The 26,445-nt window shown below is 72.9% G+C and carries 26 protein-coding genes; 12 read left to right on the forward strand and 14 right to left on the reverse strand.

From position 1 onward, the window contains the following. Window positions 1-67: 67 nt before the first annotated feature. Entirely contained in the window at window positions 68-871 is an 804-nt protein-coding gene (locus ACFVSN_RS11950) for an exodeoxyribonuclease III (RefSeq protein ID WP_387954756.1), read from the reverse strand. A 291-nt stretch (window positions 872-1,162) separates the two neighbouring features. Here ACFVSN_RS11950 and ACFVSN_RS11955 point away from each other — a divergent pair, with 291 nt between their 5' ends. Next, the gene (locus tag ACFVSN_RS11955; protein WP_387954758.1) at window positions 1,163-1,951 is read left to right on the forward strand and encodes a GntR family transcriptional regulator; all 789 of its coding nucleotides are present in this window, start codon (window positions 1,163-1,165) and stop codon (window positions 1,949-1,951) included. A 127-nt stretch (window positions 1,952-2,078) separates the two neighbouring features. Here the strand turns inward: ACFVSN_RS11955 and ACFVSN_RS11960 are convergent, their stop codons facing one another. From ACFVSN_RS11960 to ACFVSN_RS11970, 3 genes are all read right to left on the reverse strand, one after another. After that, the gene (locus ACFVSN_RS11960) at window positions 2,079-3,242 is read right to left on the reverse strand and encodes an ROK family protein (RefSeq protein WP_380442312.1); all 1,164 of its coding nucleotides are present in this window, start codon (window positions 3,240-3,242) and stop codon (window positions 2,079-2,081) included. Window positions 3,243-3,536: 294 nt separating this feature from the next. Then, complete coding sequence (locus tag ACFVSN_RS11965) at window positions 3,537-3,890, reverse strand: hypothetical protein (protein ID WP_387954760.1); 354 nt, start codon at window positions 3,888-3,890, stop codon at window positions 3,537-3,539. Between the two features lie 23 nt (window positions 3,891-3,913). Then, window positions 3,914-5,461: a hypothetical protein gene (locus ACFVSN_RS11970; RefSeq protein WP_387954762.1), complete on the reverse strand. Its 1,548-nt coding sequence runs from the start codon at window positions 5,459-5,461 to the stop codon at window positions 3,914-3,916. Between the two features lie 290 nt (window positions 5,462-5,751). Here ACFVSN_RS11970 and paaK point away from each other — a divergent pair, with 290 nt between their 5' ends. Next, the gene (gene paaK, locus ACFVSN_RS11975; RefSeq protein ID WP_387954764.1) at window positions 5,752-7,119 is read left to right on the forward strand and encodes a phenylacetate--CoA ligase PaaK; all 1,368 of its coding nucleotides are present in this window, start codon (window positions 5,752-5,754) and stop codon (window positions 7,117-7,119) included. A 92-nt stretch (window positions 7,120-7,211) separates the two neighbouring features. On the opposite strand, the gene ACFVSN_RS11980 is transcribed toward paaK, so the two are convergent. Both ACFVSN_RS11980 and ACFVSN_RS11985 read right to left on the reverse strand, forming a co-directional pair. Next, window positions 7,212-8,024: a hypothetical protein gene (locus ACFVSN_RS11980; RefSeq protein WP_380442318.1), complete on the reverse strand. Its 813-nt coding sequence runs from the start codon at window positions 8,022-8,024 to the stop codon at window positions 7,212-7,214. Between the two features lies 1 nt (window position 8,025). Continuing rightward, window positions 8,026-8,766, reverse strand: a complete 741-nt coding sequence (locus ACFVSN_RS11985; RefSeq protein ID WP_380500939.1) for a hypothetical protein — start codon at window positions 8,764-8,766, stop codon at window positions 8,026-8,028. A 136-nt stretch (window positions 8,767-8,902) separates the two neighbouring features. Here ACFVSN_RS11985 and ACFVSN_RS11990 point away from each other — a divergent pair, with 136 nt between their 5' ends. The 9 genes from ACFVSN_RS11990 to ACFVSN_RS12030 all read left to right on the forward strand — a co-directional run bounded on the left by ACFVSN_RS11990 (window position 8,903) and on the right by ACFVSN_RS12030 (window position 17,091). Then, window positions 8,903-9,580: a response regulator transcription factor gene (locus tag ACFVSN_RS11990; RefSeq protein WP_359972186.1), complete on the forward strand. Its 678-nt coding sequence runs from the start codon at window positions 8,903-8,905 to the stop codon at window positions 9,578-9,580. A gap of 1 nt (window position 9,581) precedes the next feature. Continuing rightward, window positions 9,582-10,976: a sensor histidine kinase gene (locus ACFVSN_RS11995; protein ID WP_380442322.1), complete on the forward strand. Its 1,395-nt coding sequence runs from the start codon at window positions 9,582-9,584 to the stop codon at window positions 10,974-10,976. A gap of 227 nt (window positions 10,977-11,203) precedes the next feature. Further along, window positions 11,204-12,328: a sugar ABC transporter substrate-binding protein gene (locus tag ACFVSN_RS12000; protein ID WP_387598769.1), complete on the forward strand. Its 1,125-nt coding sequence runs from the start codon at window positions 11,204-11,206 to the stop codon at window positions 12,326-12,328. Window positions 12,329-12,397: 69 nt separating this feature from the next. Continuing rightward, a complete protein-coding gene (locus ACFVSN_RS12005; RefSeq protein WP_380442326.1) occupies window positions 12,398-13,177 on the forward strand; it encodes an ATP-binding cassette domain-containing protein in 780 nt (259 codons plus the stop codon). Window positions 13,178-13,248: 71 nt separating this feature from the next. After that, a complete protein-coding gene (locus tag ACFVSN_RS12010; RefSeq protein WP_380442341.1) occupies window positions 13,249-14,517 on the forward strand; it encodes a sugar ABC transporter permease in 1,269 nt (422 codons plus the stop codon). A gap of 30 nt (window positions 14,518-14,547) precedes the next feature. Continuing rightward, window positions 14,548-15,222 carry a class I SAM-dependent methyltransferase gene (locus ACFVSN_RS12015; RefSeq protein ID WP_387598772.1) on the forward strand — a complete coding sequence of 225 codons (675 nt, stop codon included), beginning with the start codon at window positions 14,548-14,550 and terminating at the stop codon, window positions 15,220-15,222. A gap of 69 nt (window positions 15,223-15,291) precedes the next feature. Then, entirely contained in the window at window positions 15,292-15,729 is a 438-nt protein-coding gene (locus ACFVSN_RS12020) for a GNAT family N-acetyltransferase (protein ID WP_380442330.1), read from the forward strand. A 34-nt stretch (window positions 15,730-15,763) separates the two neighbouring features. Further along, on the forward strand, window positions 15,764-16,489 hold the full coding sequence (locus ACFVSN_RS12025; protein WP_387954767.1) for an SMI1/KNR4 family protein: 726 nt from the start codon (window positions 15,764-15,766) through the stop codon (window positions 16,487-16,489). Continuing rightward, window positions 16,486-17,091: a ferredoxin gene (locus ACFVSN_RS12030; protein WP_387598778.1), complete on the forward strand. Its 606-nt coding sequence runs from the start codon at window positions 16,486-16,488 to the stop codon at window positions 17,089-17,091. The genes ACFVSN_RS12025 and ACFVSN_RS12030 overlap by 4 nt, the downstream gene beginning before the upstream one ends. A gap of 7 nt (window positions 17,092-17,098) precedes the next feature. Here the strand turns inward: ACFVSN_RS12030 and ACFVSN_RS12035 are convergent, their stop codons facing one another. Next, window positions 17,099-18,547: an aminopeptidase P family protein gene (locus ACFVSN_RS12035; protein WP_387954769.1), complete on the reverse strand. Its 1,449-nt coding sequence runs from the start codon at window positions 18,545-18,547 to the stop codon at window positions 17,099-17,101. 87 nt (window positions 18,548-18,634) lie between these two features. Between ACFVSN_RS12035 and ACFVSN_RS12040 the strand changes: the two genes are divergently transcribed. Further along, window positions 18,635-19,231, forward strand: a complete 597-nt coding sequence (locus ACFVSN_RS12040) for a helix-turn-helix domain-containing protein (RefSeq protein ID WP_387954771.1) — start codon at window positions 18,635-18,637, stop codon at window positions 19,229-19,231. Window positions 19,232-19,343: 112 nt separating this feature from the next. Here ACFVSN_RS12040 and ACFVSN_RS12045 read toward each other — a convergent pair whose 3' ends face one another. From ACFVSN_RS12045 to ACFVSN_RS12075, 7 genes are all read right to left on the reverse strand, one after another. Then, window positions 19,344-20,294 carry a DMT family transporter gene (locus tag ACFVSN_RS12045; RefSeq protein ID WP_387954773.1) on the reverse strand — a complete coding sequence of 317 codons (951 nt, stop codon included), beginning with the start codon at window positions 20,292-20,294 and terminating at the stop codon, window positions 19,344-19,346. Next, window positions 20,294-21,826, reverse strand: coding sequence for an acyl-CoA dehydrogenase family protein (locus ACFVSN_RS12050; RefSeq protein WP_387954775.1), 1,533 nt, complete (start codon window positions 21,824-21,826; stop codon window positions 20,294-20,296). Before ACFVSN_RS12050 ends, ACFVSN_RS12045 begins: the two co-directional genes overlap by 1 nt. A 43-nt stretch (window positions 21,827-21,869) precedes the next feature. Further along, on the reverse strand, window positions 21,870-22,250 hold the full coding sequence (locus ACFVSN_RS12055; protein ID WP_380445917.1) for an acyl-CoA thioesterase: 381 nt from the start codon (window positions 22,248-22,250) through the stop codon (window positions 21,870-21,872). A gap of 284 nt (window positions 22,251-22,534) precedes the next feature. Continuing rightward, complete coding sequence (locus ACFVSN_RS12060; RefSeq protein ID WP_380445918.1) at window positions 22,535-23,932, reverse strand: MFS transporter; 1,398 nt, start codon at window positions 23,930-23,932, stop codon at window positions 22,535-22,537. Window positions 23,933-23,941: 9 nt separating this feature from the next. Continuing rightward, window positions 23,942-24,745, reverse strand: a complete 804-nt coding sequence (locus ACFVSN_RS12065) for a glycerophosphodiester phosphodiesterase (RefSeq protein ID WP_387954778.1) — start codon at window positions 24,743-24,745, stop codon at window positions 23,942-23,944. Between the two features lie 183 nt (window positions 24,746-24,928). Next, entirely contained in the window at window positions 24,929-25,552 is a 624-nt protein-coding gene (locus ACFVSN_RS12070) for an LURP-one-related/scramblase family protein (protein WP_380445920.1), read from the reverse strand. A 177-nt stretch (window positions 25,553-25,729) separates the two neighbouring features. Beyond that, on the reverse strand, window positions 25,730-26,443 hold the full coding sequence (locus tag ACFVSN_RS12075; RefSeq protein ID WP_380445921.1) for a phosphonatase-like hydrolase: 714 nt from the start codon (window positions 26,441-26,443) through the stop codon (window positions 25,730-25,732). Between the last annotated feature and the right edge of the window lie 2 nt (window positions 26,444-26,445).

A 26,445-nucleotide genomic window follows, 5' to 3' on the forward strand; every position in this document is an offset into this window, starting at 1 on the left:
TTGATGTGCGATCAAGCGCATCCGGAATTATTGATTTCCATACGATTCTCCGGCGACCGCCGGCCGTTCAGTCCGCCACGGCGTACGCCACCGTCACCGGCGCGTGGTCCGACCACCGCTCGGCGTGGGTGTCGGCACGCTCCACGCGGGCGTCGGTGGCGCGGGCGGCGAGGCCGGGGGTGGCGACCTGGAGGTCGATCCGCCAGCCCGAGTCGTTGTCGAAGGCGCGGCCGCGGTAGGACCACCAGGAGTAGGGGCCGGTGCGGTCGGGGTGGAGGGCGCGGACGACGTCGACGTAGCCGGCCTCGTCGTAGACGCGGGAGAGCCAGGCGCGCTCCTCGGGGAGGAAGCCGGCGGACTTCTGGTTGGCCTTCCAGTTCTTGAGGTCCTCGGGGCGGTGCGCGATGTTCCAGTCGCCGCAGACGACGACCTCGCGGCCGTCGGCGGCGGCGCGGGTGCGCAGGGCGGTGAGGTGGACGAGGAATTCCGCCATGAAGCGTTCCTTTTCGTCCTGGCGCTCGGTGCCGACCTCGCCGGAGGGGAGGTAGAGGCTCGCGACGGTGAGGCCCGGGAGGTCGATTTCCACGTACCTGCCCGAATTGTCGAATTCCTCCGATCCGAATCCGATCGCCGTCCGCTGCGGTTCCGCGCGGGACAGGACGGCGACGCCCGCCCGGCCCTTGGCGACGGACGGGGCCCAGACGGCGTGCCAGCCGTCCAGGTCCCGGAGCTCGACGGGCAGCTGGCCGGGCTCGGAGCGCACCTCCTGCAGGCAGATGACGTCCGCCTCGGTGGCGGCCAGCCACTCGATGAAGCCCTTCTTGGCGGCGGCCCGGATTCCGTTCACGTTCACACTCGTCACCACGATCACCCGGGCAGCCTACCGAGTGGATGCGTACGGCCCGCGCCGTGACGCGCGTCCGGACGTGAATGACGTGAACGCGGCATGAAGTCCCGCGACGGTCGCACCAAGCCGTGCCATTGGTCTTGACCATCTCCGCGAGATGCCCCTAGGGTCGCTTACTGCAAGGACCTTTAATAAAGAAGGACGGATAAAGGCCCGCTCTCCCACCTGCCGCAACAGCGGACAGCGGGCCCGCGATCCGCCCCTCTTCTCAGCCCGCCACTCCGGCCGGGCGGACGCGACAGGGTGGAGGACACGGTGGGGACGACAGGGCAGCTCACGTCGGTACCGGAGCCGAAGTACTGGCACCTGCGCACGGTGCTGCTCCGCGCCATCGACTCGGAGTTCTCCACCGGCCAGGTGCTGCCCAACGAGCGCGAGCTTTCCGCCCGCTTCGGTGTCGCCCGCGCGACGCTGCGCCAGGCGCTCGACCAGCTGGAGCTGGAGGGCCGCCTGGTCCGCCGCCGCGGCATCGGCACCCTGATCGCCGCCCCGCGCGTCGGCGTGCCGGTCAACCGGCAGGAGGAGGGCTGGCCCGGTGCCGGGCGCAGCCAGTCCTGGCGCACGGTGGACTGCACCACCGCCCCGGCCTCCCCGCAGCTCGCCAAGCACCTGGGCATCGCCGAGGGCGCCACCGTGCACACCGTGCGCCGGGTCCGGCTGGTCGAGGGCCGGGCGGTGGCCACCGAGTCGCTGCACGTGCCCGCCTCCGCGCTGCCGCACCTGCCGGGCTTCCGCGCCGAGAGCGACCGCGCCCGTTCGGTGCTGCGCCAGCTGGAGCGCCTGGAGGTCGACGGCGAGTCCCGGGCGGTCGAGCTGGGCGTCGCCGAGGCCGACGAGGCCGTCCTGCTGGAGCGCCCGCCGGGTTCGCCGGTGCTGGTGATGACGACCCAGTACGCCTCGGCCGGCCGCCTGGTGGCGCTGGCCGTCGCGACCTACCGCGCCGACACCTGCAAGCTCACCTTCGGCGAGGCCGGTCTCGTCGAGGTCACCCCGGTCGCGGCCTCCGCCGCCGCCTCGTCTTCCGAGGTGCGCACCGCCTCCTGAACCGTCGGCTCCTGAACCGCCGCCTCCTGAGCCACGGCGGCCCGCGAACCACATCGCACCACCCTCGGACCGAGGCCCGGACGCCCCACAGGCGTCCGGGCCTCGGTCGTTCGCCCATCCGGAGGTGTCAGACCCGGGGCGGGTCGACGGCGAAGAGCTGCTCCTCGACGTGGTCCAGGGCGACGCGCAGGGCGCCCATCGCGACGACCTCCGAGCCGAGCGCGGCCAGGGCCACCTCGGGCGCGCGGAGCGTGAACTCGGCGAGCCGCTCGCGCAGCGGCTCCAGGACGCCGTCGAGCCCGGCGGCCCACCCGCCGACCACGACCAGGCGCGGGTCGATCGCGAGGACGAGGGCGGCGACGGACTGCACGAGGCGGGTCAGGAAGCGGTCCATGGCGACCTTGGCCACCTCGTCGCCCTCGCGCGCGAGCCGCAGGACGCGGGCGACGGCCGCCTCGTCGAGCGGGTTGAGGGGCTTGCCGGTGGTCGACAGGAGCCGCTCGGGGGTGACCTCCTGGCCCAGCAGGTGCAGCGCGCCGATCTCGCCGGCGGCGCCGCCGTACCCGCGGTGCAGGCGGCCGTTGATGAGCGAGCCGGCCCCGGGGCTGAGGCCGGCCATGACGAAGACGACGTCGTCGGCGCCGACCGCCGCGCCCTGCCAGTGCTCGGCGATCGCGGCGAGGTTGGCGTCGTTCTCGATCAGCACGGGGCAGCGGAAGGAGCGGCGCAGCCGCACGCCGAGGTCGAGGCCGGTCCAGCCGGGCATGGCCGTGCCGAGCCGGATGGTGCCCTCGCGGTCGACGATGCCGGGGGTGCCGATGCCGACGGCCCACAGGTTGTCGCGCGAGATGCCGGCCTTGCGCAGCACCTCGGCGACGGCGGTGCGGACGGCGGCGAGCCGGTCCTCGGCCTCCAGGGTCTCGTCGACGGGCTTGAAGTGACTGCCCAGCACCTCGCCGGTGAGGTCGGCGAGGATGACGCGGACGTCGTGCACGCCGATCTCGATGCCGAGGATGTGCCCGGCCTCGGCGCGGAAGCGGAACCAGCGGGCGGGCCGGCCGCGGCGGCCGGTGCCCGGCTGGCCGTCCTCCTTGGGCTGGTCGACCTCGGCGACGAGCCCGGTGTCGACGAGTCCCTCGATGACGCCCTCGACGGTGGGCCGGGAGAGCCCGGTCTCGCCGACGAGCTGAGTGAGGGTCACGGCGTGGCCGGCCCGCAACGCCCGGAGCGTGACCGCCGCGTTGATCCGCCGCAGCAGTGAGGAGTCCCCGCCGGTGAGCCGATCCGCCAACACGATGCCCTTCGCCGTTCGCGCGACTGCCCTGGCGCGCGGAGTCGAGTCCGCGGGGACCGCCAACGCCCCGCGGGGTTCCGCCGCCCGGATCCGAGGCCGCCGACGGCGGGAGGAGCCGCCTGCATCACGGCCGGGAGGCCTGGGCCCGTCCCCGAACTCCCGCGTGCCGGGCGGTGACGAGCCCAGGCGGATGCTACCCGGGCCCGGGGCCGACGGGCGAGGATCCTCGCAGCTCATCCCCGCTTCGGTATCGAAATGGTACGCATCGGGTGGCGGTGCGTGACCCGGGCTTCACCGCTCGACCACGAAACGCTCACCGTGCTGCCGCCGGGGCGGGTGGGACCACGCGGCCCGGTCGTGGGCGCCGCCGAGCGAGCCGACGCTGCGCCAGGCGCCGATGGACAGGGCGGAGAGCGCGGAGCCGATCGAGCCGGCGGAGGCGAACGAGCCGATGGAACCCACGGATCCGAACGAGCCGATCGAGCCGATGGACAGGAAGGAGCCCACCGAGCCGATCGACAGGATCGACCCGACCGAGCCGATCGAGAGCAGCGAGCCGAGCGAGCCGAGCGACGCGATCGAGGCGATCGAGGCGATCGAGGCGATCGACGCGAGCGGGACCGCGTGCCGGGAGGACCGGGCCATGTCCTCGATCCTAGTGCGGCGGCTCAGGGCACGCGGGCGACGAACAGGTGCTGGCCGAGCAGGCCCATCGGGTGCCCGTCCTCGGGCAGGGCGAGGACGGTCGCGCAGCCGGCCGCCGTCAGCGCCGCGCGCCACTCCTCGGCGGGAGCGGGCGCGGGCGCCGGCGCTTCGAGGGCGTCGGGTTCGGTGGTGACGAGGACGTCGAGCTGCTCGTCCGTCGCCGCGACGAGCAGCAGCCGGCCGCCGGGCGCCAGCAGGCGGACGAGCTCCGCGACGGTGGTGTCCGGGTCGCCGGCGCCGGTGGCGACGACGACGTCGAAGCGGCCGCCGTCGGGCAGCGGGTGGTGCTCGACGACCTGGCGGGGGCGGGCGGACAGGGCGCGGGCGATCGCGGTGTCGGTGCCGTCGCCGTCGCTGAGCTCCAGCACCCGCAGCGGCGCGGGCCCGTCGTGCGCCTCGGCCATGCCGCGGACGAGCGAGCCGAGCGCCGCGCCGAAGTACCCGCGGGCGGCGGTCCAGCGCAGCGGGGGGACGGCCGGGCGGGGCGGCTCCTGGCCGGTGATCCGGCGGGGCAGGCGCAGGGCGGCGCGCCGGACCCGGTCGAGGGCGGCGGCCTGGCCGAGCCCGTCGGCCCAGGCGTCGGCGGCCGGGCGCCAGGTCTCGCGGACCTCGGCGGCGGCGAGCGGCGGCGCGCCGACGTAGCGGTCGTCGTGCCGGGCTATCAGGCCGTGCCGGGCGAGGGCGTCGAGCCAGCGCACGACCTGGGGGCGGTAGACGGGGGTGACGACGACGGAGTCGAGGATCTCGGTCTCGGTGTGCCCGGTGGCGGGGTCGGTGAGGACGCCGTACTGCTGGAGGGTCAGCAGGAGCGAGCCGAGGACGGCGTGGTCGAGGTGTGCGCCGAAGTCGCGGATCTGCTCGGCGGTGATGCCGATGGCGTGCTTCCAGGCGGCGGTCGCGGCGGTGGCGGCGGCGGCGCGCAGCCGGTGCTCGGCGGCCTCGGCGTCGCTGTGCGGCTCGCGCAGGTGGGCGACGACGGCGCCGAGCGCGTCGACGGCGGCGTAGACGTCGTCCTGCCGGGGCTCGGGCCCGACGTGCAGGACGAGGCGCAGCGCGGACAGGTCGTGGGCGGCGAGGCCGGGCACGCGGGCGAGGCGCCAGAGCAGGTCGGAGGGCAGCGTGAGGTGGGTGGTGCCGGTGGTGGCGAGGGCGGCGAGCTGCTCCTCGGGGCGCTGGTCGGGGTCGGCGCAGTGGACGGTGCCGCCGGCCAGCAGGGTGGCGAGGGCGAGCTCGACGGCGAGGTCGGTCGCGGGGTGGAGCAGGGTGTGCCGGATGGGCTCCGGGCCGAGGACGCCCGCCCAGTGCCGCAGCCGCTGCTCGGCGGCGCGGGCGGTGCTCGCGGGCAGCGCGGAGTGTGCGGCGACCTTGGCGGCGACGGCTCCGGGCAGTCCGCCGGGCGGGGAGACGCCGAGCAGCAGGCCGATGCCGCTGATCGAGCGGCCGCCGGCGACGACGGCGGGTCGGTCGCCGAGTTCGCGCAGCGCGCTGACCAGGGCGGGGGACGTGGGCAAGGTGATCACTCCGGGTGGCAGGGGAAGCCGGACCACTGAACCATGCGGGGGAGCCGGTGGTAGCCGTATCCGGGTAAAAATTCGTAATGATTTTCATATCGGATCGTCAACTCGGCGCCGGAAATCTCGCCGTGAACGGGCCGGAACTGCGCAATCCGGATGGGCTCCGCGGAGTCGGCCCGATGTCTTGACACCCGTGGCGCGTCCTGGATTACTGGCCCTGGGGCCGCCCGGCCGAACGATCGGTCGGGGCGGCCGCGGGGGCCCGGCCGACCTGCGAAGGAGCGAGGATGACCAGCAGCGCGCCCGAAGAAGCCGGGGTCCCCGAGGGAGCCGGGAGCGCCGTGCCGAGGCGCCTCGGCGAGCCCGTCCCGCCGGGGCTGCTGGACGCCGGCGAGCGGATGACGGTCGGCGAACTGCGCGCCCACCAGCTCGACCGCCTCCGGGCCACCCTGCGGCACGCGTACGACAACGTCGAGCTGTACCGCCGCAAGTTCGACGCCGCCGGGGTCGGGCCGGGGGACTGCCGCAGCCTGGCGGACCTCGCGCGCTTCCCGTTCACCACCAAGGCCGACCTGCGCGAGGGATACCCGTTCGGCCTGTTCGCCGTCCCGATGGACCGGGTCCGCCGGATCCACGCCTCCAGCGGCACCACCGGGCGCCCGACCGTCGTCGGCTACACCGAGAACGACCTGTCGATGTGGGCGGACGTCGTCGCCCGCTCGATCCGCGCGGCCGGCGGCCGGGCCGGCCACAAGGTGCACATCGCGTACGGCTACGGGCTGTTCACCGGCGGGCTCGGCGCCCACTACGGCGCCGAGCGGGCGGGCTGCACGGTGATCCCGGCGTCCGGCGGCATGACGGCGCGGCAGGTGCAGATCATCCAGGACTTCCGGCCCGAGATCATCATGGTCACCCCGTCCTACATGCTCACGCTGCTGGACGAGTTCGAGAAGCAGGGGATCGACCCGCGCGGCACGTCGCTGCGGATCGGGATCTTCGGGGCGGAGCCGTGGACGGAGGAGATGCGGCGCGAGATCGAGGACCGGCTCGACCTGCACGCCGTCGACCTCTACGGGCTGTCCGAGGTGATCGGGCCCGGCATCGCGCAGGAGTGCGTGGAGACCAAGGACGGCCTGCACGTCTGGGAGGACCACTTCTACCCGGAGATCGTCGACCCGCTCACTGACGAGGTGCTGGCGGAGGGGGAGGGCGGCGAGCTGGTGTTCACCTCGCTCACCAAGGAGGCGCTGCCCGTCATCCGCTACCGCACCCGCGACCTGAGCCGGCTGCTGCCGGGCACCGCGCGGCCGGCGTTCCGGCGGATGGAGAAGGTCACCGGGCGCAGCGACGACATGATCATCCTGCGTGGGGTGAACGTCTTCCCGACCCAGATCGAGGAGATCCTGCTGCGCACCCCGGGCGTCGCGCCGCACTTCCAGCTGCGGCTGGGCCGACAGGGGCGGCTGGACGTGATGGCGGTGCGCGTCGAGGCGCGGCCGGACGCGCCCGCGGAGGTGCGGACGGCGGCGGAGGCGGCGATCGTCCGGGCGGTGAAGGACGGGGTGGGCGTGACGGTCACGGCCGAGGTGGTCGAGCCGTACACGCTGGAGCGCTCGGTCGGGAAGATCAAGCGGGTGATCGACGAGCGCGGGTGAGACCCGCGGCCACCGGGCAGGACGCGGCGGAGGCGGACGGCAGTCCGGGGGGTGTGCCGTACGCCTCCGCGGCGTCTACAGCAATGTAGACGTCAGGTGGCGGAGCGTCCAGCCCGCGCCCGGCGCGTCCTGGCCCGCGCCGCGCGGGCGGACAGGGCGAGGGCCAGCGCCATCGCGACGGCCAGCGCCACGCTCACCTGGCCGGTGCCCAGGTTCAGGCCGCCCCGCTCGTGGCTCACGCCCGCCCAGTCCGCGAACGAGGCGCCGAGCGGGCGGGTGAGCACGTACGCCCACCAGAAGCCCGCCACCGGGCCCACCCAGCGGGCCTTCGAGGCCAGCGCGGGGACGGCGATCAGCACGGCGAAGCCGATGCCGGCGACCAGGTAGCCGAGCTTCAGCGTCGCCGCCGTCAGGTCGCCCACGGCGGTGCCCAGGGCGAAGGTCAGCAGCACGGCCGCCCAGTAGAAGAGCTCCCGGCGCAGCCCGGTGACCCGGTCGATCGCCAGCGAGCCCTCCACCCGGTGCCACAGCACGAACAGCGCCGCCAGCGCCACCGCCAGCGAGCCCGCCGACAGCGCGTACGGCACGCCGAGCGCGACGTGCGCCACGTCGGCGACCATCGTGCCGAAGACGCTCACCATGACCACCACGGCCCAGTACACGCCGGGCACGCAGCGGCGCAGCCGCAGCTGGACCACGATGGCCACCGCGAACAGCAGGCCGGCGCCGCCCACCGCGGGGACCGGCCCCGCGGTGCGGGCGAGGAAGTCGGACAGCACCTCGCCCAGGCCGGTGGTGAGGATCTTCACCAGCCAGAACCAGCCGTCCACCGGCGGGACCTTGTTCGCCCCGGCGGCCCGGCCGGTCCGTTCGTCCGGCCGGGTCAGCGTCGAGTGCTGGGCCACGTCAGCGTCCCGGGGCGGCGACGACGGTGTTGCCGGTCAGCTCGCCGCTCGCGCCGTCCACCGTCACCCGGTGCCGGACGCCGTCCTGGCCGATGACGACGACGGACCACGCGGCGGTGCCGCCCTGCGCGGTGACGCGCTGCAGCGACTCGGCCCGGCCGCCGGGGACGGCGCCCTGCGCCTTCTCCAGTGCGGCGGAGGCGGCGACCGACGGGAGCGGGGCGGGGGCGCCACCGGCGCGGCCGTCCTGGCCCTCGGCGCTCTGGCCGTTGCCGTCCCGGCCCTCGCCGTCCCGGCCGTTCCGGTCGTCGGAGCCCTGCTCGCCGCCGTGGTGGCGGTGGCCCTGGGCGCCGTGCTCGCCGTGGCCGCCCTTGCGGGCCTCGCCGCCGTGCTCGCCCTGGTCGCCCTGGTCACCGGAGCCGTCCTCGGACCAGCTCATCGCCCGCTCCTGGTCCCGGCCGTGCCCGTCGTGCACGACGGTCAGCGCCACCCCGCCCGCGGCGCCGACCAGCGCGACCGCGGCCACCCCGGCGGCTATCCGGCGCTCCTGCCCGGCCGCCCAGGCGCGCACCCGCGCCACCCGGCGCCGCCTGGCCGGCAGCGGCGGAACCTCTTCGGCGCCGGTGTGCGGCCCCGGCTCGGGACCGAACTTCGAGCCCTCGGGGCCGAGCTCGGGGCCGGAGTCCGGGCCGGAGTCCGGGCCCTGCGGGAACGGGGTGCTGGACGACGGGGAGTCGGTCATCGGGCGCTCTCCTTGCGTGGCGTGCTCCGCGCGCCCGGAACCGCCCGGGCCGCGCGGGGCGATCATGGCGGACCGTTCCTGAACCTGCGCTTAAGCCCGCCGAAGATCGCCACGGACCACCTGGCACCCTGAACGGATGCACATTCTCGTCGTCGAGGACGAACACCGGATGGCCACCGCGCTGCGCCGCGGCCTGGAGGCGGACGGCCACACCGTCGACACCGCCCACAACGGGCCCGAAGGCCTCGCCCTCGCCGACCGCCACCCCTACGACGTGATCCTGCTCGACATCATGCTGCCCGGCCTCAACGGCTACCGGGTCTGCGCCCGCCTCCGCGCGAACGGCTGCCGCGCCGGGATCCTCATGCTCACCGCCAAGGACGGCGAGTGGGACGAGGCCGAGGCCCTCGACACCGGCGCCGACGACTACCTGTCCAAGCCGTTCTCCTTCGTCGTGCTGCTCGCCCGCCTGCGCGCCCTGCACCGGCGCATCGACCAGCAGCGGCCCCGCCTGCACACCCTCGGCGACCTCGTCGTCGACGCCAACGCCCGCACCTGTACCCGGGCCGGCACCCCCACCCACCTCACCGCGCGCGAGTTCGCCATCCTGGAGCACCTCGCCGCCCGCGCCGGGACGGTCGTCTCCAAGCGTGAGATCCTCGACCACGTCTGGGACGCCGACCACGACGCCGACCCCAGCGTCGTCGAGGTCCACATCCACGCGCTGCGCCGCAAGATCGACGCCCCCTTCGGCCGTGCCGCCCTGCAGACCATGCGCGGCGCCGGCTACCGCCTCGACCCGGCCGGCGGCTGAAGTGCCCTACCGCAAGCCGCAGTTCGTCCCGCGCTCCGCCCGCCGCCTCGTTCCGCGCACCGTCCGCGCCCGGGCCACCGCCGCGGCCGGCACGGTCCTCGGCGCGGCCCTCGCCCTCGCCAGCGCCGGACTGCTCGCCGTCCTGCACGCCGACCTCGTCGCCTCCGCCGCCTCGGCCACCCGCCAGCAGGCCGAGACCGTCGCCCAGCTCGCCGCGCAGGGCCGGCTCACCCCCGTCCTGCACACCGGCCACGGCACCGACTTCCTCCAGGTCGTCGACGCCCGCGGCACCGTCCTCGCCGCCAGCCCCAACCTGGCCGGACGCCCCGCGATCACCCCCGCCGGACGCACCGGCTCGCACACCACCGACGACGTCGACCCGCTCCTGGACCACCACCGCCAGCGCGTCACCGCCGTCACCGGCGACACCCCCGCCGGGCCCGTCACCGTCTACGCGGGCGCCTCGCTGCGCGCCGCCGACGAGGCCCTCGACATCACCCAGGCCGGGCTCGCCGTCGCCGGCCCGCTGCTGCTGCTCACCGGCGTCGTCGTCACCTGGAAGGTCACCGGGAACGCGCTGCGCCCGGTCGAGGCGATCCGCGCCGAGGTCGACGCCATCACCGGGCAGGACCTGCACCGCCGGGTGCCCGAGCCCGGCACCGCCGACGAGATCGCCCGGCTCGCCGCCACCATGAACGCGATGCTCGACCGGCTGGAGGCCTCCGGACGGCGCCAGCGCCAGTTCATCGCCGACGCCTCGCACGAGCTGCGCAGCCCGCTCGCCGTGCTGCGCACCCAGCTGGAGGTCGCCGACACCCACCCCGATCCGGCGGTGCGGGCCGAACTGGTGCACGGCGCGCTCCAGGACACCGACCGGCTGCAGAGCCTCGCCACCGATCTGTTGCTCCTCGCCCGCCTCGACGCCGGCGGCGCCGACGACCGGCCCCGCCAGCGCGTCGACCTCACCGCGCTGGTCGCCGACACCGTGCTCGGCCGCCCGCCCGGCCCGCACCGGCGCACCACCGACCTCGCCCCGGGCATCGCCGTGGACGGCATCCCGCTGTGGCTCGGACGGCTGCTCACCAACCTGCTCGACAACGCCGAGCGGCACGCGGGCGGCGTCGTCCACGTGCGGCTGGGCGCGGACCGCGCCCGCGGGGTGGCCGTCCTGGACGTCGAGGACGACGGCCCGGGCATCCCGGCCGCCGACCGCGAGCGGGTCTTCGAGCGCTTCACCCGCCTCGACGACGCCCGCAGCCGCGACGAGGGCGGCAGCGGCCTCGGCCTGCCGATCGCCCGCGACATCGCCCGCCACCACGGCGGCACGCTGGCCGTCGCCCCGAGCGCCGCGGGCACCCGCCTGACCGCCGAGCTGCCGCTGACCGGGGAACAGTAGGGCGTGTCCTTCGGCGGGCCGGGGTCCGCGACGCTCCCTCAGCCCGGCGGCCGGCAGGCGCCCCCGTCCTCCGCCGTGCGATGCACGCACCCTGACGCCGCAGCCCTCCGGCCTGACCCGAAAGCCACACCCCGGGCACCCGTTCGGCGCACCTGCGGTCGTGGGCACGGCCCGGGCTTCCCAGACTCGGAGGACAGGGGGTGGACTCAAACCGGAGAGGCAACCCCATGAGCATCAGGCTTCGCCGCGTCCTCGCGGTGACCGCAGTGGTATCCCTCGGCCTCGGCGCCGCGTCCTGCGGCAGCGCCAAGCAGTCGTCGTCCGGCGGCGGTTCCTCCGGCGGTGCCAGTGCGAGCGGCACCGCCGCGGTCGGAGCGGTGCGGATCGGCCTGCTTCTGCCGGAGACCAAGACCACCCGCTACGAGCAGTTCGACCGCCCGCTGATCGAGGCGAAGATCAAGCAGCTGGCGCCGCAGGCGCAGATCGACTACTACAACGCCAACCAGGACGCGACGCTCCAGCAGACCCAGGTGGACACCGCCCTCACCAAGGGCGACAAGGTGCTGATCCTGGACGCGGTGGACTCCAAGTCGATCCAGTCCTCCGTGCAGAAGGCCCACGACGCCGGCGTCAAGGTGCTCGCGTACGACCGCCTCGCCCAGGGGCCCGCCGACGCGTACGTGTCGTTCGACAACCGCAAGGTCGGCGAGCTGCAGGGCCAGGCGCTGGTCGCCGCGGTGGGCGACAAGGCGGGCTCGGGCGAGATCTTCATGATCAACGGCTCGCCCACCGACCCCAACGCCGCCGACTTCAAGGCCGGCGCGCACAGCGCGATCGACGGCAAGCTGAAGATCGGCAAGGAGTACGACACCCCGCAGTGGGACGCGAACGTGGCCAACCAGGAGGCCGCCGCCGCGATCACCGCGATCGGCGCCAAGAACGTGGTCGGCGCCTACTCGGCCAACGACAGCATGGCCGCCGGTGTCGGGACCGCGCTGAAGGCGGCCGACCTCAGCGTCCCGCTCACCGGGCAGGACGCCCAGCTCGACGGCATCCAGCGGATCGTGGCGGGCACCCAGACCATGACGATCTACAAGCCGCTCAAGCCCGAGACCGACGCGGCCGGCCAGATCGCGGTCGCCCTCGCCGCGGGTACGGCCCTGGACTCGACGCTCGTCCCGACCACGGTGACCAACGGCAGTGGCAACAAGGTGCCCGCCGACCTGCTCACGCCGATCGTCGTCACCAAGGACAAGATCAAGGACACGGTGGTCGCCGACGGCTTCTACACCGTCGCCCAGATCTGCACGCCGGACTACGCCGCCGCCTGCAAGTCCGTCGGCCTCCAGTAGTCCGCCACCCGAGCACACGAATACGCCCCGCCCCCTCACCTCGGGGGCGGGGCAAGAGAGTTGGTCACTGTGGCAGGTGAGACCGTACTGGCCCTGCGCGGGGTCTCCAAGCGGTTCGGCGCCGTCCAGGCGCTCACCGACATCGAACTGGAGGTGCACGCCGGCGAGGTGCTCGCGCTGGTCGGCGACAACGGCGCCGGCAAGTCCACCCTGGTCAAGTCGATCTCCGGGGTCCACCAGCCGGACGAGGGCGCGATCGAGTGGCAGGGCAGGCCGGTGAGCATCCACCGCCCGCAGGACGCCCAGCAGCTGGGCATCGCCACGGTCTACCAGGACCTCGCGCTGTGCGACAACCTCGACGTGGTCGGCAACCTCTTCCTCGGCCGCGAGATCCGGCGCTTCGGCATCCTCGACGAGGTCGCGATGGAGAAGCGCTCGCGCGTGCTGCTCGACACCCTTTCCATCCGCATCCCGAGCGTGCGGATCCCGGTCGCCTCCCTCTCCGGAGGCCAGCGCCAGGTCGTCGCGATCGCCCGCGCGCTGATCGGCTCCCCCAAGGTCGTCATGCTCGACGAACCGACCGCCGCCCTCGGCGTCGAACAGACTGCCCAGGTCCTCGACCTCGTCGAGCGGCTGCGCGAGCAGGGCCACGGCGTGATCCTCATCAGCCACAACATGGCGGACGTGATGGCGGTGGCGGACACCGTCGCGGTGCTGCGCCTGGGCCGCAACAACGGCGTCTTCGACAAGCGCTACACCAACCAGGAAGAGATCATCTCGGCCATCACCGGCGCCACGGACAACGCCGTGACCCGCCGGCGGGCCCGCGGCGAGGAGGGTTCCCAGTGAGCGAGAACATTCCCGGGAGCCCGCAGGGCGGCGAGCCCGAACGTCGCCACGCCCCGCTGCCCGAGGACAGCATGCCCACGGGCGGCGTCAACGCGCCCGTCCCGGTGGCCTCCGAGGCGATCCCGGCGGTGGACCCGCGGCTGATCGTGCGCCAGGAGGGCATCAAGGGCTACCTCGGCGAGTTCCGCCGCCGGATGAGCAGCGGTGAACTCGGCTCGCTGCCCGTGGTGCTGGCGCTGATCGTGATCTGGGCGGTGTTCGGCAGCCTCAACAGCAGCTTCCTGTCCGCCCAGAACCTGTCCAACCTCTCCCAGCAGATCGTCGGCACCGGCATGATCGCCATCGGCGTCGTGTTCGTGCTGCTGCTCGGCGAGATCGACCTGTCGGTCGGCTCGGTCAGCGGTCTGTGCGCGGCGATCTTCGCGGTCCTGAACGTCAACCACGGCGTCAACCAGTGGGTCGCGCTGATCACCGCGATCGCCGGCGGCGCGGCGGTCGGCGCGATCCAGGGCATCTTCTTCGCCAAGGTCGGCGTCCCGGCCTTCGTCGTCACCCTCGCCGGTAACCTCGGCTGGAACGGCCTGATGCTCCAGGTGCTCGGCGCCACCGGCACCGTCAACCTGTCCGGCAAGGACATCGTTTCCAGGCTCTACACCACCATCTACGGCCAGCAGGTCGTCGCCTACGGCGCCGCGCTGGCCGGCGTGGTGCTCTTCCTGGGCGCCTCACTGGTCGACTCCCGCCGGCGCTCGGCCGCGGGCGTACCGTCCCGCCCGGTCACCGACATCGTGCTGCGCACCATCCTGCTGGCGATCGTCGCCTTCCTCGCCGCCTACACGCTCAACCAGTACAAGGGACTGCCGCTCGCGCTGCTGATCTTCCTGATTTTCATCGTCGTGCTGGACTTCGTGCTGCGCCGCACCTCCTACGGCCGCCAGGTGTTCGCGCTCGGCGGCAACATCGAGGGCGCCCGGCGGGCCGGCATCAACGTGACCTGGATCCGGATCAGCGTCTTCACCGTCTGCTCCACCATGGCGGCCGTCGGCGGCCTCTTCCTGGCCGCGCAGATCCAGTCGGCCAGCCAGACCTCCGGCGGCGGCAACCTGCTGATGAACGCGATCGCGGCGGCCGTCATCGGCGGCACCAGCCTCTTCGGCGGCCGCGGCAAGACCTGGTCGGCGCTGCTGGGCGCGCTGGTGATCGCCTCGATCCAGTCCGGGATGAACATCGAGGGCCTCAGCAACGCCATCCAGTTCATGATCACCGGCGCGGTGCTGCTCGCCGCCGTCGTGGTCGACTCGCTCGCGCGGCGCACCCAGAAGGCCGCCGGGCGGGCATGACGGGTCCCTCGTGGGCCCTATGCTGCGGACATGCCGAGTGAGCTGCGCCTCCACCAAGCAAACACCGACCTCGCGTTCATCCTCCGCGAGACCGAGCTGACGCCCGTCCCGTTCGTCCCCGAGATCCGCCTGCACATGGCGGACGACGCGATCGCGCTCTGGGAGACCACCGAGGAGGCGCGAGGCAAGGCCGGGCTGCCGCCGCCGTTCTGGGCGTTCGCGTGGGCGGGCGGCGTCGCCGTCACCCGGTACGTGCTCGACCACCCCGAGCTCGTCGCCGGGCGCGGCGTGCTCGACGTCGCCGCCGGGTCGGGCGTGGTGGGCGTCGCCGCCGCGCTGAGCGGGGCCGCGTCGGTGCGGGCCGCCGAGATCGACGCCTACGCGGTCGCCGCGATCGGGCTCAACGCCGAGGCCAACGGCGTCCGGGTGGAGGGCGCCCTGGTGGACCTGGTCGACGGCGACGGCGCCCCGGCGGAGGTCGTCCTCGCCGGGGACGTCTTCTACGAACGGGCCATGGCCGCCCGGTTCCTCCCCTTCCTCGAACGGGCCGCCGCGCGCGGCGCCACCGTCATCGTCGGCGACCCGGGCCGCGCCTACCTGCCCCGCGAGCGGTTCACCGCGCTGGCCGCGTACGAGGTGCCGGTCGTCGCCGACCTGGAGGACACGTCGGTCAAGACGACGACGGTGTGGCGGCTCGACCGGTAGCGGGCACGGGCACGCTCACCTGGCGAAATTCCCGGTGGCGGGGCGATCGGTCCTGCTAGACACGGGCGCATGACCGACGACATCGCCCTGCGCACCGCCACCCCCGCCGAGATACCCGCGCTGCTCGCGCTCTGGGCCGCCGCCGCCAAGGGCACCAGCATCTCGGACGACGAGGCCGGCGTGGCCGCCCTGCTCGCGCGCGACCCGCACTGCCTCGTCGTCGCCACCCCGGCCGACGACCCGGGCACCCTGCTCGGCACCGTCATCGCCGGCTGGGACGGCTGGCGCGCCCACCTGTACCGCCTCGCCGTCGACCCCGCCCACCGCCGCCGGGGCATCGGCGCCGCCCTGCTGACCGCCGCCGAGGAGCGCCTGGCCGCGCTCGGCGCCCGCCGGATCGACGCGATGGTCCTGGACGAGAACGAGCTCGGCCACCGCACCTGGAAGGCCGCCGGCTACACCCCCGAACCGCAGTGGAGCCGCTGGGTCAAGCCCCTGGCCGGCTGACGTCGCCGTTCGGCGGCTCGGTTAGGGTGCGCTCATGGACGACACGGCCCGCTGGGACTGGGACGGGATCCGCGAGCGCACCCTCGCGCTGCGCGCGCGGCGCGGCCGGGCGCCGCTGGCGGCCCCACTGAGCGAGGAACAGGTGGCGGAGGCCGAGCGGCAGTTCGGCATCACGTTCCCGGCGGACTACCGCGCGTTCCTGACGACCGTCAGCGCCGGGACGGACTGGCCGCGGCAGCTGTGCCGGGGCGAGACCGGGTGGTACTGGGCGGGGGACCGGCAGACCAGGCCGGCCCTGCTGGCCGAGCCCTTCCCGGACCACGACACCGCGCTGGCGGCCTCCGACGACTTCTGGGACAACCCGCTGCGCGAGGAGGACTTCGAGGATCCGGCCGCGTTCCGGGCCGCACTCGCGGCGTGGAACGACGAGGCCGAGGCGATCGAGGACGCCCGCACCGCCGGAGCCGTCTGCCTGACCGAGAACGGCTGCGGCTTCGCGACCTGGCTCGTCGTCACCGGCCCGGACCGCGGCACCATGTGGTTCGACGGCCGCGCCACCTGCGACCGGCTCAACCCGCTGCTCACGGACGAGGGCCGGCCGGCGACCTTCGGCGAGTGGTACCTCGACTACCTGGAGCACGAGGAGCCGTACGCCACGGACGAGGAACGCAGCGCCGCCCACAGCCGTTGGCACCGGGGCGAGGACACCCCGATCTGGTTCCGCTGGTTCGACGACTGGCGGGAGCAGGTGAGCCGATGAGCTGGCGTTCGTTCGAGCGGGAGCTCGCGGAGGCCAAGCGGCGCTTCGACACGGACCTGCTGCGCTTCCCGGTGGACGGGCCCTGGGACGAGGTCGCCTACTGGGACCCGGTACCGGCCGTGCGGGTGTTCGGCGGACTCGGGGACGGCCGTTGGGAGGACCGGAGCCGGCTGGCCGTGCCCGGACCGGTCTACGCGGGGGAGACGGACACCGGGCTGAACGGGCCGTACTACCTGCCCGCAGCCGTCCTCTCCGGCGAGGACGGCTGCGAGTTCGTCCACCGGCAGCCCGTGAACCTGCGCGAGGTGGCCGCCCTGGCGGAGGTCGCCGCCTGCGAGCCGCAGGGCGGCTACGCGAGCGACGGCGACCACCACTGGACGCCGGAGTCCGTCCGCGCCTGGTGGCGCGAGCGCGGCGCCGTCCGGGAGTGGATCGCCGCCGAACTCGCGCTGGGGGACGCCGGGCAGAACGAGGAGGCGGCGCTGCGCGCGTACGCCGAACACCTGGACGGCGGCGGGCTGGAGGCGTACCTGCGCGGGTACGTGTACTGGCTGGCCGAGGGGCGGGAGCCGCTCCTCGGCCGGCCGTTGCCGGTGCTCTGAGGGCGGGTCAGGCGCGCAGGGCGGCGAGCCACGCCTCGACGGCGGCGGCCTCGCGGGGGAGGCCGGCGGAGAGGTTCTCGTTGCCGTCCTCGGTGACGAGGATGTCGTCCTCGATGCGCACGCCGATGCCGCGGTACTCGGCGGGGACGGTCAGGTCGTCCTCCTGGAAGTAGATGCCGGGCTCGACGGTGAGCACCATGCCCGGCTTCAGCGGGCCGTCGACGTGGTCCTCGGTGCGGGAGTGGGCGCAGTCGTGGACGTCGATGCCGAGCATGTGGCCGGTGCCGGCCAGGGTGAAGCGGCGGTGCAGGCCGAGCTCGTAGACCTTGTCGGCGGTGAGGTCGCCGAACAGGCCCCAGGAGGTGAGGTGTTCGGCGAGCACCCGCTGGGCGGCGTGGTGGAAGTCGCGGAACACGCCGCCGGGCCGCACCGCGGCGATGCCGGCCTCCTGCGCCGCGTACACGGCGTCGTAGACCTTGCGCTGGAGCGCGTCGAAGCGGCCGTTGACGGGGAGGGTGCGGGTGATGTCGGCGGTGTAGAGCTCGTTGGTCTCCACGCCCGCGTCGAGGAGCAGGAGTTGGCCCGGCTTCGCGCGGCCGTCGTTGCGCACCCAGTGCATGGTGGTGGCGTGCGGGCCGGCCGCGGCGATCGTGCCGTAGCCGACGTCGTTGCCCTCGACCCGGGCGCGGACGAAGAAGGTGCCCTCGATCAGGCGCTCGGCGGTCTCGGTGTCGCTGCCGAGCACCCGGACGACGTCCTCGAAGCCGCGGGCGGTGGCCGCGCACGCGAAGCGCAGCTCGGCGATCTCGAACTCGTCCTTCACCAGGCGCAGTCCGGACAGGAAGACCCGGAACTCCTCGTCGCGCTCGGCGGTGGCACCATGGCGCAGCGCCTCCTCCACCCCGGCGTCGTGGCCGCGCAGGACGCGGACCGGGCCGGTGACGGCGCGCAGGTCGGCCCGGACGGCGCGGACGTCGCGGCAGGGCAGGCCCAGCAGGCGCTCGTTCTCGGTGAGGCTGTTGCGGCGGCCGTCCCACAGCTCGCCGTGGTTGTCGAGCCAGAACTCGCCGTTGCCGCGGTCGGAGCGGTCGCGGACGTAGAGCGTGGCGTCGCCGGCGGGGGAGAGGACGAGCACGCCGTCCTGGGACTGGTCGCCGGTGAGGTAGACGTAGTCGGAGGACGGGCGGAACGGGTAGTCCGTGTCGTTGGCGCGGACCTTGGGGTTGCCGGCCGGGACGACCAGCGTCTCGCCGGGGAAGGCGGCGGCCAGTTCGGCGCGGCGGCGGGCGGTGTGCGCGGCCTGCGCGATCGGCGCGAGGTCGCCGCGCTCGGAGTCGGCCCAGCCGTGGCGCATGTTCTCGGCGAGTTCGTCGGTGACGCCGCGGGTCAGGCCGTTCTTGCGGTACTTGATGGTGTCGGCCGGCCGGGACTCGGTGGGCTGGGCGGGCTCGGTCATGTGCCGTCTCCAGGGCTGGGGAGGGATGCGGGTGCGGGCGCGTCCCGTACGGTATACCGAACGAAGTGCGGAGAGAAGGGGATTCGAGTGGCCGACTCCGAGGGATCCGTCCGGGGCGTGCTCGCCGCCAACCTGAAGCGCGTGCGGGCCGCGCGAGGCCTGTCCCTGTCCGAACTGTCGCGGCGGGCCGGGATCGGCAAGGCGACGCTCTCCCAGCTGGAGTCCGGCACCGGCAACCCGACCCTGGAGACGGTGTTCGGCCTGGCCCGGGTGCTGGGCGTGCCGATCTCCGACCTCGTCGACGGCGCGCCGGGCGGCGGCGTCACGGTGGTCCGCGCGGCCGACGTGGAGCCGCTCAGCGGGGCCGGCGTCGATCTGCGGCCGCTGCGCCGGATCGAGGCCGGGGACTCGGTGTTCGAGGTGTACGACCAGCGGGTCAGGCCGGGCGGCATGCAGGACTCGGCCGGGCACGCCGGCAGCGAGCACACCGTCGTCCAGACCGGACGGCTCGGGGTGCGGGTCGACGGGTGCGAGGTCGAGCTGGGGCCGGGGGACTACGTCGGCTTCGACGCCTCGCTGCCGCACGCGTACACCGCGCTGGACGGGGAGGCGGTGCGCTCGGTGCTGCTCCTGCACTTCCGGGCGGACCAGCGGCTGCACGTGGCGGAGGCGCTGGAGCACTGATCCGAGCAGCTCGTTCGGTGAAGCGAACGAGCTGCTCGGACGTGGGCCAGGAAGCGCGACGGGCCGGGAGCGTCCGACGGCCGGACGACCGTCGGACGCTCCCGGCCCGTGCTCAGGAGCGGTCCGCCGCCGGTACCTCGGCGCCGACCGGTGCCGCCGGAGCGGGGGCCGGGGCGGGGGCCCGGCTGCTCCGGTTGAACAGGACGATCGAGGCCACGATGACCGCGAACCCGACGACCTCCGAGAGGGTCGGCCGCTGGCCGAGCATCGGCCAGGCGATCAGCCCCGCGGCGATCGGCACCCCGTAGAAGTACGAGGCCACCCGGTCCGCGCTCTCCGAGCGCATCAGCACGAACAGCAGGCTGAGCGCGCCGATCGAGACGCCGACCGACATCCACAGTTCCGACAGGACCAGGTCCCTGGTCCAGTGGACGACACCGGTCTCGAAGACCAGCGCGCCGACGAGCATGACGACGGCCGACGAGCCGGACTGGAGGAAGCCGTTGACCAGCGGATGCGTGCCGGGGTTCTTCATCTGGTAGTAGAACTGCCCGGTGGACAGCCCCGCCAGCCCGAGGAAGTCGAAGGCGACGTTGGTCAGGGTGAGCCCGGACGACGACGCCAGCCCCTGGTAGACCGTCAGGGCCACCCCGGCCAGTCCTCCGGCGAGCGCCAGCACCGACAGCGGCCTGACCTTCCGGGCGGTCGCGACGGAGACCATCAGCCAGACCAGGATCGGCTGGAGCGCGATGATCAGCGCGGACACCGCGGGGGTCATGCCGTAGTACAGCGCGTAGAAGACCCCGGTGGAGAACACCCCTTGCAGCAGGATGCCGCTGAGGGCGAGGTGGACGTAGGCCGAGCGCGTGCGCGGCCACGGGATTCTCAGGCACAGGATGCAGGCGAACAAGACGACCGCGGTCCCGCCGAACCGGATGGCCAGGTAGGCGAACGGCTCCGCGTAGGGCAGGCCGAACCGGCCGCCCACGAAGCCCGATCCGTAGATGGTGACGAACACCAGCGCGATCAGCGAGACCTTGAGGCTCTTGTTCTTCCCGGACACTAGCGCATGCCTGCCTTGGAGCCGGCCGCGAGCGCGGCGGTCTGCGGATGGATCACGTCCGACGCCTTGTCGGTGCCGGTGAGCCGGTCGGTCAGCTCGTACTCGTTGACCAGGGCGAGGATCTCGTTCTTCAGCACCGCGATCGCCCTCGGGTAGTCGGCGTCGGCCACCGCGAGCCGCTCGCTGGGCGCGGTCGAGCGCGAGGCCTTCTCCAGCGCGCCGATCCCGTACATCCGGGACAGGATGCGGCCCAGGATCACGACCTTGGCCTGGGACGAGGCGTCGGTGAGGTGGCTGAAGTTGATGTCGGTCAGGTGGAAGAACGCGTCCTCCAGGTACCCGAACCGGCCGACGAACTCCAGCGGCGAGCGCAGCCCCGAGTCCTGGAACTCGCGCAGGAACAGGTTGGCCAGGTGCTGGCAGAGCAGGTCGTTGGTGCCGTCGAAGATGGTGTAGACCCGCGCGTCGAGCAGGGCGTAGGCGGCGATGTTGTCCGGCGCGCCCATGCGGTAGCCCTCGCCGCCGCACAGCTGCTGGTAGTCGAGGGCCGACTCCAGCATGAGCTCGGAGGAGAGCACCTTGGTGGCCAGGGAGGCGAACATGCTGCCTTCCATGTCCGTGCGGTAGTCCTCGTCGAGCATCAGGTGCCGGTACAGCGCGTTGCACACGACGGAGTTCTGCTTGATCCGGCTGACCTTGTACTTCACGTAGTCGATGTCGTGCAGCGTGCCGTCGCCGATCTGCCGGCTCTCGACGTGGTGCAGCGTCTCGGCGGTCAGCCGGCGCAGGAAGCCGCTGGACATGGCGGCCTTGCTGAACCGCGACGCGCAGAGGATCTCGGCGGCGTCGCCCAGGCTCGGCCGGCTCTTGGTGAGGCGGTAGTGTCCGGGCACCCGGATGTCGAGGGTGTTCAGCCCGTAGCCCAGGTTCTTCAGGCCGAGGCTGTCGTAGACCTCGGTGGTCTCGAAGCCGCCGTCGGAGCGCTTGTGGGCGAAGTAGGCGAACTCCTTGCGCTCGGGGTGCTTGGCGCAGACGATCCACCAGTCGGCCTGCTCGCTGAAGGCCTGCCAGTGCTTGACCCCGGCGATGCGGTAGCCGTCGCCGTCCGGCTCGTACGTGGTCCGCATGCGCGCCAGGTTCGACCCGCTGCTCGGCTCGGTGAAGGCGAGGCCGCCGATGACGGGGTTGTTGGCGAAGTCCTCGAAGACCTCCTTCTTGAGCGCCTCGTCGCCGCTGGAGGCGACGTTGCGGAGGAAGAGGACCGTGACGATCATCGTGTACATGCCCATGGGCAGGTTGCGCTCGGACATGATCTCGATGATTTCGCACATCTCCCGGTGGCTCTCCCGGCCGCCGTACGCGCGGGGGATGGCCGGCAGGTAGATGCCGAGGTCGATCAGTTCGCGGAGGCTGTCCTTGGACAGCGGCTCCTGCGGCAGGACGGCGCTGTCGAACGCGCCGATGCCGCGCTGGAAATTGTCGAGGAAAGCGGTGGAGTCGAGGTCGATTAACCGGTTCCGTGGAATGCTCATGGTGATATCCCCGTTTCTTCGGTAGCCCTGCTGATGCGGCTCGTCAGAGCGCCGCGAGTTCCTCGCGGATGTGGTCCGGAATGCGCGCGGTGGCATTGGCCTGGTAATCGAAGTGGATCATTACGGTCGTCCCGCGGGCCACCTCGGCGTCGTTCTGCCGGGCGACCTGTTCGATGGTGATCGACGTGTTGCCGATCTTCGCCACCTTCGTCTCGATGACGACGTCGACGGACGCGAGGATCTGCTTGGTGAAGTCGATCTCGTAGCGGCGGAGGATGAGCGCGAGGTCGCGCATGTTCTCCTCCTTGCTGAACAGCCGGAAGATCGGCAGACGGCCGTGCTCGAACCAGACCGGGACGGCGGAGTTGGTCACGTGGCCGAGGACGTCGACCTCGGAGAAACGCGGCGAGATTGTGACGTTCACATCCAACTCCTAGGACGTCCGACTGTTCGGTTATCAACAGTCTGCCACTGCTGATCATCCGTCAATCGGTATACCGGTCGGTGAGTTGATGTGAACTCGGCCACAAGTGCCGGGCCGGCCGGGCCTCTTGGGCCGATCTATCCGGATTGATCCGGTGCTGTCCGGCCCTGGGCCGTTCTGGTGGCAGCCGTTCCGGTAGCGGGGCGCGGTGCGGGAAGGGGCGGGAATGCGACGGTGCCCCGGGGTGTGGGACCCGTCCCACACCCCGGGGCACCGTCGGTGTGTCAGAGGCGCTCGGGGACGGGGTTGCCGACCTCTTCGATGGCGCGGCGCACCGGGACCTTCGCCAGTACGGCGAAGCCGATCACGAAGAAGACCAGCAGCGAGATGATGGCCAGCCGGTAGCTGCCGGTGACCTGGTAGGCGAGGCCGAAGACCAGCGGGCCCATCCAGCTGGTGCCGCGGTCGCTGACCTTGTAGACGCTGAAGTACTCGGCCTCGCGTCCGGCCGGGATCATGTGCGAGAACAGCGAGCGGGACAGTGCCTGGCTGCCGCCGAGCACGAGGCCGATCATGCACGCGAGGGCGTAGAACCACGCGGGCTGGTGGGCCGGCATGAAGTAGCCGAGGGCGAGGGTGATCACCCAGCCGACCAGCGAGCCGAGCACGGTCTTCTTGGCGCCGTACCGGCGGGCGATCCGGCCGAGCAGGAGCGCGCCGCCGATCGCGACGATCTGGACCATCAGGACGGCGGCGACCAGCGAGGTCTGGTCCATGCCCAGCTCCTCGCTGCCGTAGAGCGAGGCCTGCGAGACGACGGTCTGGATGCCGTCGTTGTAGCAGAGGAACGCGCCCAGGAAGAGCAGGGTCTTCGGGTAGCGGCGCATGCCGCGCAGGGTGTTGGCGAGCTCACGCAGGCTGCCGGCGGTGGGCTTGCCGTCGGCCGCGGCGCCGGTGCGGGCGGGGGCGACACCGGCCCGGGAGGGCAGCCGGAACAGCGGGACGAGGGTGAACAGCGCCCACCAGAGCCCGGCCGAGGCCAGGCAGATCCGCACGGCCGTGCCGGAGGAGAGGCCGAGCGCGTCGGCGTTCTCGAACAGCGCCAGGTTGGCGACCAGCAGGAGGCCGCCGCCCGCGTAGCCGTACGCCCAGCCCTTGGACGAGACGGCGTCGCGCTCGTCGGGCTTGGCGAGGCCCGGCAGGTAGGCGTAGGAGAGGGCGACCGACACCGCGTACGCGATGTTGGCGACCACCAGGAGTCCGCCGCCGAGGAGGTAGCGGTCGCCGTCGAGGAAGAACATGCCCATGGTGGCGAGCGCGCCCACGTAGGCGAAGCCGCACATGAGCTCCTTGTGCCGCCCGGTGCGGTCGGCGACGGTGCCGGCCAGCAGCATCGCCGCGACCGATATCAGCACCGAGAAGGAGACCGTGTACGGGAAGAAGGAGCCCGCGCGGATGGCGAGTCCCAGCGGGTGGACGTCACCGTTGGCGTCGGCGGCCTTGTTGGCGATCGTCGTCAGGTACGGACCCAGGAAGACCGTCAGGACGGTGGCCGAGAAGGCGGCGTTGGCCCAGTCGTTGATGTACCAGCCGAAGCGCGTGCGGTTCAGCGCACGGCTGTCGGTGGCCGTGGCCGGGGTGTCCGGCGCCGGGTGGTCCGGCAGGTCGGTCGCGGTGTTCATGGGTTCCAATCACCGTGCTCGGGCCGCGCCGCCGTCCATCCAGCAGCCGCGTTCGCTGAGGACGTCCCGCAGGACGTCTATGCGATCCGCCATGATGCCATCCACACCCAGGTCGAGTAGAGCCCTGATCCGTGTGGGATCGTCCACAGTCCAGACGTGAACGTGCAGGCCGAGGCGGTGCGCGGCCCGGACGAAGGCCCGGTCGACGACCCGGACGCCGCGGTGCCACTCGGGCACCTGGGCGCAGATCCCGGCGTACGGTGCCCCGCGGCCGGGCAGCAGCGGGCCGGGCAGCAGTGATTCGGCCAGCGAGCGCAGCCGCAGCCGGGCGACCTCGCGCGGGCCGAGCGAGGTGGCCAGTCGCGGGCCGGCGGCGGCGCGGACGGCGGCGAGGCGGGAGTCGGAGAAGCCGCCGACGCAGACGCGGTCCCACGCGTCGGTGCGGCGGACCGCCTCGACCAGCGGCGCGATGGCCGGGGCGGCCTTGACGTCGATGTTGAAGCGGGCGTCGGGGAACGCGTCGAGCAGCTCCTCCAGCAGCGGGATCGGCTCGGTGCCGCCGATCCTGGCCTGTCGCACGGCGCTCCAGGGCTGGTCGGCGACGGCGCCGGTGCCGTCGGTGACGCGGTCGAGCCGGCTGTCGTGGAAGGCGACCAGGACGCCGTCGGAGGTCGCGTGGACGTCCGTCTCCAGGTAGCGGTAGCCGAGCGCGACGGCGGCCTCGAACGCGGCGAGCGAGTTCTCCGGGCGGCCGAGGTCGCCGCCGCGGTGGGCGAAGGCGAGGGGTCCTCGCTGGTCGAGGAAGGGGTGCAACTCGGCCTCCGGTGTCGTTCTGGTGCGCGCGCGTTACAGTATTACGCATCCTGTCAAGCAGTAATGGGGGCTCAGGCCCTCGGCCCGGCGGGTGCGAACGCCGCAGGGGCCGTCCCGACGGCGGTCGGGACGGCCCCTGCGGGGGTGCGTCGCCCGGGCGCTCACGGCCCGGGCGGTGGGGACTCAGTCGTCCAGGACCATCGCCTCGGCGCAGGCGGCGATGGTGAGGATGAGGGCGTCGTCCTGGCCGGGGACGATCTTGACCGAGTAGTGCTCGCTCAGCAGCGACCACTCGCGGGAGATGTGCGCGATCTCCTGCTCGCCGTAGGTGATGGCGTACTGGTGGTCGGTGATGTTGCCGGTGACGTGGATCTCCGCGCCGTTCTCGAAGGTCACCGTGAACTTGTAGACCAGCGGCGAGAAGAGCGCCTTCTTCACCGTCGCGATGGTCTGCTCGCCGCGCTTGATGTAGCGGATGTCGCGCAGCGTCATGATCTTCTCGGAGATCCGGTAGAGCTCGTTGCCCTCGGAGTCCTGCATCGCGATCGCGCCGCTGAAGCTGAACATCTTCTCGTCGACCTGGAAGGCGCGCTCGCCGCCGCGCTTGATCCAGAAGTCGTGGGTGGGCGAGAAGAACTTCTCGTCGATGTCGTAGACGACGCCCTCGGGCACCGGCTGGTGGCCGTTCATGAGCTTCTGCCCGAGGTCCATCAGGAAGTTGTCGTGGTGCTCGCCCTGGCCCTGGCGCTGCTCGTCACCGAACAGCTCCTGCGCGATGCCGAGCAGGCCGCCGAACTCGTTGCTCATGTGTGTTTCGTCCCCATCTGATGGTGCGTTGGCGGGCACGATCCTAGGGACGGGAAACGGGCGCGGGACAGCTTTCCGGGCCTCTGTTGCACAATCCGCACAGAACGTGCGAACGGCTGTGGCGGAGGAGAAATCCCTGGTCGGAGGGGGTGTGTGCGAACGGCCCTTGGTGCGGCGTCAGACGGCGGGGAGGTCCGCGGGACGGGCCTGCGGAAGGGTTTCCGGGAGGGTCGGCAGCTCGGCGGCGCTGGCGAGGACGCGGGCGTGCGGGTGGCCGGCGAAGGCGGCGCGCGGGAGCTCGCCGGTGAGGACCCCGACGACGACCCCGGCCCCGGCGTTGGTGCCCGCCTCGACGTCGACGATGGTGTCGCCGGCGGCCAGGACGCGGCGGGTGTCGATGACGCCGGTCTTCTCCATCGCCCGGTGGATCATGTGCGGGGCCGGGCGGCCGCGCGGGACCTCGTCCGAGGTGACGACGGCGTCCAGGTTGCCGCCCTCGCCGGCGGACCAGCCGAGCGACTCCAGCAGCGGGTAGGCCACGTCGGCGCTGAAGCCGGTGGTCAGGGCGACCTTGATGCCGCGGCGGCGCAGCTCGGCCAGCGCCTCCTCGACGCCCTCGATGGCCTGCGGCGGCGTGGCCCGGTAGGCCTCGCGCAGGAACGCGGCGAAGGCCTCGTAGCCCTCCTCGACGAGTTCCGGCGTGGGGGTGCCGCCGCCGAGGCGGACCAGGGCGGCGATGGCCTCGCGCTTGTCGGTGCCCATCCACGTCTGCAGGTCCTCGTCGGAGACCGGCACGCCGGTGCGCTCGACGGCGGTGCGCAGCGCCCGGTACACGGCGCCCGACTCGTTGACGGTGGTGCCGGCCATGTCCAGAGCGGCGAGCTCGATCACGG

The sequence above is a fragment of the Kitasatospora sp. NPDC057904 genome (assembly GCF_042887925.1).
In the GTDB taxonomy this organism is placed as follows: Bacteria; Actinomycetota; Actinomycetes; order Streptomycetales; family Streptomycetaceae; genus Kitasatospora.

Excerpts from the sequence above, each read along its gene's own strand:
- ACFVSN_RS12020 (WP_380442330.1), top strand. The coding sequence starts at position 15,292 with ATGACCGACGACATCGCCCTGCGCACCGCCACCCCCGCCGAGATACCC.
- ACFVSN_RS12060 (WP_380445918.1), bottom strand. The coding sequence starts at position 23,932 with ATGAACACCGCGACCGACCTGCCGGACCACCCGGCGCCGGACACCCCG.
- ACFVSN_RS12000 (WP_387598769.1), top strand. The coding sequence starts at position 11,204 with ATGAGCATCAGGCTTCGCCGCGTCCTCGCGGTGACCGCAGTGGTATCC.
- ACFVSN_RS11985 (WP_380500939.1), bottom strand. The coding sequence starts at position 8,766 with ATGACCGACTCCCCGTCGTCCAGCACCCCGTTCCCGCAGGGCCCGGAC.
- ACFVSN_RS11965 (WP_387954760.1), bottom strand. The coding sequence starts at position 3,890 with ATGGCCCGGTCCTCCCGGCACGCGGTCCCGCTCGCGTCGATCGCCTCG.
- ACFVSN_RS11990 (WP_359972186.1), top strand. The coding sequence starts at position 8,903 with ATGCACATTCTCGTCGTCGAGGACGAACACCGGATGGCCACCGCGCTG.
- paaK (WP_387954764.1), top strand. The coding sequence starts at position 5,752 with ATGACCAGCAGCGCGCCCGAAGAAGCCGGGGTCCCCGAGGGAGCCGGG.
- ACFVSN_RS12030 (WP_387598778.1), top strand. The coding sequence starts at position 16,486 with ATGAGCTGGCGTTCGTTCGAGCGGGAGCTCGCGGAGGCCAAGCGGCGC.
- ACFVSN_RS12010 (WP_380442341.1), top strand. The coding sequence starts at position 13,249 with ATGCCCACGGGCGGCGTCAACGCGCCCGTCCCGGTGGCCTCCGAGGCG.
- ACFVSN_RS12035 (WP_387954769.1), bottom strand. The coding sequence starts at position 18,547 with ATGACCGAGCCCGCCCAGCCCACCGAGTCCCGGCCGGCCGACACCATC.
- ACFVSN_RS12070 (WP_380445920.1), bottom strand. The coding sequence starts at position 25,552 with ATGAGCAACGAGTTCGGCGGCCTGCTCGGCATCGCGCAGGAGCTGTTC.
- ACFVSN_RS12025 (WP_387954767.1), top strand. The coding sequence starts at position 15,764 with ATGGACGACACGGCCCGCTGGGACTGGGACGGGATCCGCGAGCGCACC.
- ACFVSN_RS12050 (WP_387954775.1), bottom strand. The coding sequence starts at position 21,826 with ATGAGCATTCCACGGAACCGGTTAATCGACCTCGACTCCACCGCTTTC.
- ACFVSN_RS12015 (WP_387598772.1), top strand. The coding sequence starts at position 14,548 with ATGCCGAGTGAGCTGCGCCTCCACCAAGCAAACACCGACCTCGCGTTC.